The 8,101-nt window shown below is 50.7% G+C and carries 5 protein-coding genes; 2 read left to right on the forward strand and 3 right to left on the reverse strand.

All coding sequences use genetic code 11. The annotated features are described in order from the left end of the window. Positions 1 to 91 precede the first annotated feature (91 nt). Positions 92 to 2,029 (forward strand): hypothetical protein, encoded by a 1,938-nt coding sequence (locus tag AOZ13_RS13925; protein ID WP_021780189.1) that lies wholly within the window; start codon positions 92 to 94, stop codon positions 2,027 to 2,029. Here AOZ13_RS13925 and AOZ13_RS13930 read toward each other — a convergent pair. Together AOZ13_RS13930 and AOZ13_RS07045 are read right to left on the reverse strand one after the other, a co-directional pair. Continuing rightward, positions 2,026 to 2,934, reverse strand: a complete 909-nt coding sequence (locus AOZ13_RS13930; RefSeq protein ID WP_148286701.1) for a hypothetical protein — start codon at positions 2,932 to 2,934, stop codon at positions 2,026 to 2,028. The two genes, AOZ13_RS13925 and AOZ13_RS13930, sit on opposite strands and share 4 nt — an antisense overlap. 126 nt (positions 2,935 to 3,060) lie before the next feature. After that, positions 3,061 to 4,383, reverse strand: a complete 1,323-nt coding sequence (locus AOZ13_RS07045; protein ID WP_020221125.1) for a tyrosine-type recombinase/integrase — start codon at positions 4,381 to 4,383, stop codon at positions 3,061 to 3,063. Between the two features lie 1,629 nt (positions 4,384 to 6,012). Here AOZ13_RS07045 and AOZ13_RS13935 point away from each other — a divergent pair. After that, positions 6,013 to 6,825 carry a hypothetical protein gene (locus tag AOZ13_RS13935; protein WP_020221126.1) on the forward strand — a complete coding sequence of 271 codons (813 nt, stop codon included), beginning with the start codon at positions 6,013 to 6,015 and terminating at the stop codon, positions 6,823 to 6,825. A 203-nt stretch (positions 6,826 to 7,028) separates the two neighbouring features. Here the strand turns inward: AOZ13_RS13935 and AOZ13_RS13940 are convergent. Next, positions 7,029 to 8,101 (reverse strand): TaqI-like C-terminal specificity domain-containing protein (locus tag AOZ13_RS13940; protein WP_324603254.1); only part of this gene is annotated, 1,073 nt, incomplete at its 5' end.

The following is an 8,101-nucleotide window of genomic DNA, read 5'->3' on the forward strand; positions in this document are numbered from 1 at the left end:
ATATCTGATTTAAAGTCATTCATTAGCTATTTTTTAAACCTCCTCCGAACCGTCCGAAGATTGAACAACCAAGCCGCCAACACACTTGGTAATGGATCGACAGCAGATATTGAATGCGGCCCCCCTGTTAGAGGGAAAATTCAAGTCCCGAAGAGATGAGCTCAAGGAAAATCTTGTAAAACTAGCCCTATCGGAATTCGAAAGAGAAGACGAAATCACTGCTCAAGATGTTTCAGATTACTGTAGTTCCAACTTACAGATATCGATAAACGCTGGAGTTGCCGAAGGATTTCTTCATGAATTCGAAGAGGTGGTTGAGTCAGGAGAGCACTCATACAAGATTATTGAGGATATCAGTTTTAACTCGGTAGATGCGGAGATGGACAATCTTTGGGAAGAATTTGTTAACGTTCTTGAGCTATTTACAAAGGTAGATCCATACTATGAGAGTCAGATGCGCCCTGCATTTGAGGGATTCTTCTATGAATTCTTAGGTGACATCTCACAATCTGTGGAAGACCTTGACCGGGACCAAAGGGATACGATTTATACAGATTATGGGCGGACAGAAGAGTTAGCAGAGGAAGTGGCAGACAAGCATCGAATTCAAGATCAGGGAATTTTCAAGAGAGCGATTAAAGAGTATCTTAACAATCCCCGCGAAAGGTTATTGGAATTTACGAAGTCTTGCTATACTACGGCGGTCAACGTGGATATCCTATCTCGAGAAGAGGAGTTTGTTGAGTTCCCGGACATGCCAAAGAAAAATCGCAAACTGATACTTGATACTAATGTGTTGGTTGCCTTGTTAGCAACTACAGACAGGCAACATAAGGTTGCAGATATTATTTGCGAGCGTTCCTCTGAACTTGAATTCGGTCTATATTATACTGAAGAGACTGCTGATGAGCTTGATCGCCTGATTAGCGGTTGTAAGACAGAGATGAGCGGAATCTACACCGGCAATCGTCAATTGTCTGTTGCAAACAACCAATTTGTAAAAGATTTCGGTAAAAAAACAGATGTTGGCTGGGATGAATACATATCCCGGCTGGAAGACTGGCGTGATATCGTAGAGGAGAGAGGGATTCAAGAAATCCAAGCGAATGCCATTAATGACCAGATTCGAGATAGAACTCGTGATCTCTTACTCGAATCTTATGGTTATGATGTTAATGACCGTTTACTGACGAATATTGACCACGACTCGAGACTTCTTGGATTTTCAGCGAAAGAGAGAGAATTCACAACGTGGGATTTCGGACCGTTTGTCATATCATTCCACGAGGATTTGACACAAATAGGGGCATCTTTCGCTAAGATGGATGACTTCCGGACCATCACTGGCGGGAATACTCTAGCTTTGCAACCAAGAAGTTGGGTTAATTATATAATGGCGTTCACGCCCGTTGAACTTGAACCAGGAGAAATGAATACAATTGCCCAATCTGTTCTAAGCGTTGCGTCTGACTTTGAAGAAGAAATCACTCTTGATGAGTATGTACATTCATTCGCTCCAAAAGTTGGATTGGAACAAAGCGATGAAGACGAGTTGAAGAAGTTTCTCGTAAATCACCCTTCGCTTTCAGATGAACTCAAGCAATCTGTTCGGGAGGATGAAGGTCATAAAGCAGAGCGCATCTCCAGAGAAATATTGGAGGACCAAGGATATATTGAGACAATCCAAGCTGAGCGTGAGTTCAAAGATCGTATCCAACAAGCTAGTACTCGCGTGAACGAACTGGAAGAAGAGGTTGAAGAGCTAGAATCTGAATTGAACCCAAGAACTGACCGATTCCGTTCTGAATATGGTTCTGTATCTGACCGTCTCGAGGGTTCTGGCCTCAATCTGGGGGAAGGTTCTGGAACGCCTCCAGATAGAAGTGCGGAAATAGGAGAAATAAAAGGCTGGCTTGAAATGATGATTGCAGAGATGCGTACATCGGACTTAGATGAGGAGAACGAAGAACTACTGGATGAGATGGAAATTCTCCTTTCTGACGCGATCAGGATAGATACACCTGATTAGATCTCAGAGACTAAAATCCAAGAAATATAGGAAAATATAGAAAATGAAGCCAATACTAAAATTGCCTGATATAATAGTAATGAATTCGCCGTGACGAATGATAGCTTATCGGGAAACGTCCATAGTGACATTATGGGCAAAACTATGCCAGAGAGAACCAGTAGAGATAACGGTGTGATTAAATCATCTGTTATAGATTTCTCGTTTATCACTGTATTCTCTGATTGAATGGAAATTTTATGTACATCTCTATCAAGTTCATTGAAAAAGCTCCTTAGTGATGCCAAATCATTCCCGTCCAACTCGGCTTCTCTGTCTGAATTCTGGAAATTACTTTGAAACCAAGATTGCAGATCTGCGTATTGGTTTTCAGAATTGAACACATTATCTGATTGGGAGATAGGCTCCCCCTTTGCTTGTTCAATCTCGTTTTTAAATTCATCTCCATCTACTACGTGGCTTGAGAGATACGCAGAACACTGTTCTAATTCTTCTATCTGCTGGCTACTGAGGAGATAGTGCTGTTCAGGTTTCTCTGATGCGGAAATGTCATCTAAAATATTAGTTAATTTATGACAGAGGCACCAAACTCGGTTAGAATACGCATTGTCGCCGAAGGTATACTCCTCTTCACGGCAGATATCCGTTATATCTGAATCCTCTAGGTTATCGACTTGTGGTGGAGGGGAAGTTGAGAAAGGGGCTTCCACTTTCTTCATCACCTCATAAATTTCATCCTTATATTTCCCTTGGAACTCTCTAAGGGTTGAACGGAGCTCATCCGTACGAGACCTCTTCTCGCGCTCTTCAAACTGCCTCACCAATGCTATTATGGATATTATGAAGCCCGTGAGAGCGGCAACCGTTTGAGCGATTGTAGAGAAGAACCACGCTGACGACGCCATTTGTCCCACACACTCAGTTGATATTTAAATCACCATCGGTGCCACGTATAAGCTATGAGGAGATGTTATCCACACCGGCTTCTGTAAAATCAGAAATGTGGGGAAAATGAGTCCCACTTGATTCCATCAGGCCATGCCAGAGACGCCAAGCAGGATGAGGTTGAGCGCCAGTAAACAGACGAACAGTGCATACGCGGCGGCTCCTTTCAATGCCTTGCGGGGGCCCGGAGTTTGACGCTCAGTCCCACCAGGACACATCGATTGCAGTTCCAAGTGGAGCCGACTACGGACGAATCTGCCGAGCTCCGTGCCGAGAACCACGGGCGCGAGGGCTGGATTCGTGATTCCAGGAATCCCATCGAAGTCTGCGGACGTGGACTTGGAGCTGTCCTCGCCGTACCCCGGAAGCTTCTCTTCCAATTCGTCGAGACGGGCTTTTCGTTTCCGTTCCTCACTCCGGTGGTCGTAGTGCTTCTTGAGCACTGGCACGGAGACGTCGACCCGATTGCTCAGTTTGCCACGCTCGACGCCCTGATCAAGCTGGAACATTATCGACCAGCTTCGGAGGGGGTGCGGCGTGTAGTTCTCGGGACATTCGTAGGCGTACCTGTTCTTCGCCGCCTTGCAGTCACTCACATCACGGTCCACTGGACAGTCCTGACCAACTTCGCAAGGGCGTGTGATGCGGTAGAAATCGTCCCGAACTCGGCCAACGGCGATTCGTCCAACGGTTCCATCTGAGTCTTCCGCCGTGAACAGCGGATGTCGGCCATACTTGTCGGTCCCTTCTGGCTGGTCCGGATTGTGACGATACGCCAGAAGCACGTCTCGCAAGCCGTTTGAGATGTTGACGGACCGCTCGCCGGCTTTTCCGTTCTTGAGGGGCGTTCCCCTCTCGCCTTTGCTCTCTGGCCGATGTCGAAAGTCGATCGCCTTGTCTTCCGGTCTGAAATCTTCGATGTCAATTGCCCGGACGGCACCTGAACGCACCCCGAGTTCGGCGACAATCTCCTGTTCGGCATGAACTCGAGAGTATTGTTGGTAGGTCGAAAGGTAGTCGCGAACTCTTTCGACCCGTTCAGTCTCTGGGCGATCCTTACGCACTTCCTCGTCGTCACTCACGTTGGGGTTCGGAACCTTGTCCGGGATGTCCTTCTCCACCGCCTCAATGTCGACGCACCATTTCAGGAACCGCCGGAGGACCGCAAGATTCGAATTCAGCGTTATCTTCCTGACGCCGTCCCGGTCTTTCCGCCACGTCTTCCACCTCCGAAGTTTTCGGCCCGTGACCGCGTTCATGTTGTCGAGTCCGCGCACGTCAGTCCATTCCAGAAAGTTATCGAGACCGTTCTGGATGTTCCGCTTCGTTGAGTACCGCAATTCGTCTTCCCTGTCGGTTATGTACCAGTCTACGGCATCTCGTGGAGTGATCGGCTCGAGTTCAGTCATGTCCTGTTCGTGACCCCTGACCGGAGTCAGCGCCAGTGTATCCTCAGTTTTAACTTAAGGGTTAGCCCCCATGGGAAACCTGAATCCGCTGTAATCGCTCCAACAAGACCCAAATGCGGAGAATTCCCAATATCGAGGATCCGCACTTTCCGCCGGATTCGAAGCATCCACCTGATCTCCATGTAGAAAGTTATGGAAATCAGGGGATATCGAAGGGGAGAGTCTCCGTGAGCTCACGATCACCTCTTCCTCCCCCAATACTCACCCCCCATCACAATGTCTGGAGAGCTTCGCCGGGCAATCTCCGAGAAATATCGGCAGAGTAATAGTATTCTCAAGGACGGGATCTCACAGCTGAACGCGATAGAAGTTAAATTGAACTGAGGGGAAGCGATGGTAGATAATCCGAAATGCACACCCGCAATCCGAACTAACGGTTCTGCCGCTTTTGGAGCTATTAGGCCTTCTAGGCCGCCATCTGGTCGAGTCGGTTGAGATAGGGCACTCAACACGACGTCACGGTCCACCCAGCGAGTTCATGTTGTTTCAGTGGGGAAAGATGGTAGTCATGGCCCCGTCCGACGTACGTCGATTAGACTTCGCCCTATAGTGTTACTATAGGATCCACTCATTATCCACGAATGTTGTGTCCATAGAGAAAACCAAATCGCCCCGATGTCCCTACATGTATCAGAGCTAGGGGAAAGCGGCAGACAGGATGACTGGCGTCAAACCTCAACGGCGTCAATTCCGGGAACCCTATAGTGAGGCTATAGGATCTTCTAATTATCCTGGCCCCTTCCGTAGCTGAATTTATCGAAGAAACTCATCTGTGGACACAACGGCGGTCATCTAGCGTGCCTATAAAATCGCCCCTCTCGGAACGAGGCGGTAACAGGTCTCTATCGCCTGCTAACTGCCACCCTATAGTCTCACTATAGGATCCCCTCACAATACTATCACAGTTTGACTTGCGATTTTCCGCCGATCCATCGCAGATCGGGACCTGCGGCCACATATAGGCCGGCTAAGAAATGACGGAGGTTCTGAACCGCGGGATTTCACGCGTATTTGCGGATTAGAGCGTATCCTATAGTGAGGCTATAGGATTCCCTCGTTGTCTCAGCATTTCTGTCGAACTCTTCCAATCGATTTTCTTCATAGAAGAAATAATGACTCCCTGAATAGGTCTTAGGGGACCTACGAATCTCTTAGAAGTCGTCAAATGTGCCCTACGCGGTGTCGGATGAAGGGTTACAAAAGTTGAGGCGCTTAGAGGTGCTATAACTGTATTAAATAGACTGATAGCCAGAAAATGGGCGCGTGTGGCGGCGGAAATCGTCCGTAGGAGGGTTGTGGTACACGGGGTGTGTCCCCATTGGAGGGGCTCACTAGCTGGGATACCCTGTCAGAGGGGGGTGGCCTCCCGCGTCAGCCGGACTTCAGCAATGGCCCTGAAACCATCAAAATTGGAATGGGAAATTATCCGGGGCTCCCTCTGAACGCCACCAGCCGACACATCCAACGAATCTGATGGTTTCGTCACGGACCGCTGGCGCGCGGCCACGGAGTGAGAGCTGGTGTGGCCGCGCGCCCGGTGTGGGCCCGCGGAAGCACTGGAGACCCACAATGAAAGCAATCAACGACGGCTACGAGCCGGGGTTACCGTCTCCGCCTATCTCGGCGGATGACGTCGACTTTGCGGAACTGCCAACCGTACCACTGGACGAGGGATGGCCTGCTCTCGGAACAACAATCAGAGAGAAAGCCAAGTGGATCGCCGAACAGAGGAATCAAGCCAAGGACGGAGATGGCTCACTCTACGGGTCCCGTGGTGCGACTGAAGCTCACGAAATCGGTTACATAGGCGAGATCGTCGTTAGCCAACAGTTCATTACTCCGAGAAATGAGGAGGTCAATGTGACCGGCGACGCCGGCTGGGACCACGTACTTGCGGACACAACGATCGATACAAAAACGACCACTACAGACACTGAGCGGCCCAAACTAATCGTTAGCGCTCGAGACACGCCGCCCGCAGACTACTTCGTGCTCGTACATGTGCGCCAGAAGGAGGATATAGCGCGCGTCATCGGATTCGCCCATCGCGCCACTGTCGTCGACGTGGAACCGGAGGAATGGCCCGGAAGCCAGCCCAATCACGTGCTGGACTTGGATGCCCTGTATCCTCCTCGCTACTGGGAGCCGATAGTCATGCCCAGGGCAATCCTGGAATCGGAGGACAGGGATTACGTCCACGAGACCGGATGTCAGTTGTGCGGAGCACATCTGGAGTTGAACCAAGCGAATAGAATGTACATCGCCGAGGGTCTCGAGAGGGCGGTCACGCTCTGCGATAACTACTGTACATCGCTTCTCAAGGCCGCCAGAGAGGAGGGGCGAGCGACGGAGATCAAACTCTACGAGCGGCCGCCGGTCTGACCTGCTGGGTGACTCGGCCGGAACCAGCTCTCGCCTCAGTCCCTTCCCGTTCGTGCAAATTCGTAGCACGAACGCCCTTGATTGCCTACACGGTAGCCACATCCGAACGGAGCGGTAGATGGCGGATTCCACAGTTTCGGCCACACCAGCAGTTCCAGTGCGGTACTGCCAGTGACGCTAATCCGTAGAAGGAGACGCCGACCTCAGTCGTCGGCTACGCTCTCCTCGACGATCTCAATCTCTTCGTCGGTGAGGTCGTAGAGGTCGTAGACGATTTCGTCGATGAGGCGGTCGGTCTTCTCAATCTTCTCGTCCAGTTCCTCGGCACGCTTCTTCACCTCGATGTACCGCCGGAGGTCGTCGGCGACGTCATCGGGGTCAGGAAGCGTGATAGCCTTCAGCCGGTCGATGAGCGAGTTCGTCTTCGTTGCGTTATCGCGGAAGCCCGCGAAGCCGTCAGCCTCCTCGACAACGACGGGGACGAACTCCTCGACCAGCGCGGCCTCCTCCTCGCTGAGGTCCGTGAGCGCGAAGGCCTCCTGGTAGTCGGTCTCCGTATAGCCCCACTGGTCGGTCTCGTACTCGTCCTCGTTCTCGGGCTTGTAGCGGGCCGTGGCGGAGATTGTGACCTGGCGGCCGTCGCGTTCGGTCTTTGCGTCACCGACGCGGAGGTTCTCGTAGTCCTCGGTGGTCGCGTCGAGGATATTTGACTCAGTGGGCTGGAAGAGGCCCACGTCGGGGAGGGCGGAGCCTTCGGCGTAGTTGCCGAGGTAGTCGAGGAGGGAAAGATTGAGAGTATGTCTGTTCCCGCTCATCTCTACCATTTCGTCCACTACTTCTTCAAAGAACGGAGCGAGGTTCGACGAGTGGTTGTCAACTTGCAGTCCTGCCTCTACGAGCTTTTGATAGATATCCCCCTCGCCCCCTCCGGATTCTAAGCTACTTTGCCACAGGTTGAATAGTTCCGAGGGATCAGAATCCCCCTCCTCAATTACTTTTATCGGAAGCGAATCCAATTCGCTAACGCGAATCTCCGGGAATGTCTCTTCATCCCTGTTAAAGCGCTTCTTGAAGTAATAAGCCGTGAGCCGACTTCGTAAGAGAGCCGCAATTACTGCGTTATTGGATTCGGTAGTAGTCGGTTTGACCGTATGTAGCAACTGGTCTGCGATTATGGTCTCCGAGATTGGACTTATAATTAGTCGCGATCCGACGATGCGACGCACGAAAATCCGATTTCCCTGGAATAGTTCTAGACTCAGTACCTCACAAAGCC

It is taken from the genome of Halarchaeum acidiphilum MH1-52-1 (assembly GCF_000474235.1).
Lineage (GTDB): Archaea > Halobacteriota > Halobacteria > Halobacteriales > Halobacteriaceae > Halarchaeum > Halarchaeum acidiphilum.

What these genes read in the sequence shown, in the direction of transcription:
- AOZ13_RS13925 (WP_021780189.1), top strand. Translation starts at nt 92, where the DNA reads ATGGATCGACAGCAGATATTGAATGCGGCCCCCCTGTTAGAGGGAAAA.
- AOZ13_RS13930 (WP_148286701.1), bottom strand. Translation starts at nt 2,934, where the DNA reads ATGGCGTCGTCAGCGTGGTTCTTCTCTACAATCGCTCAAACGGTTGCC.
- AOZ13_RS07045 (WP_020221125.1), bottom strand. Translation starts at nt 4,383, where the DNA reads ATGACTGAACTCGAGCCGATCACTCCACGAGATGCCGTAGACTGGTAC.
- AOZ13_RS13935 (WP_020221126.1), top strand. Translation starts at nt 6,013, where the DNA reads ATGAAAGCAATCAACGACGGCTACGAGCCGGGGTTACCGTCTCCGCCT.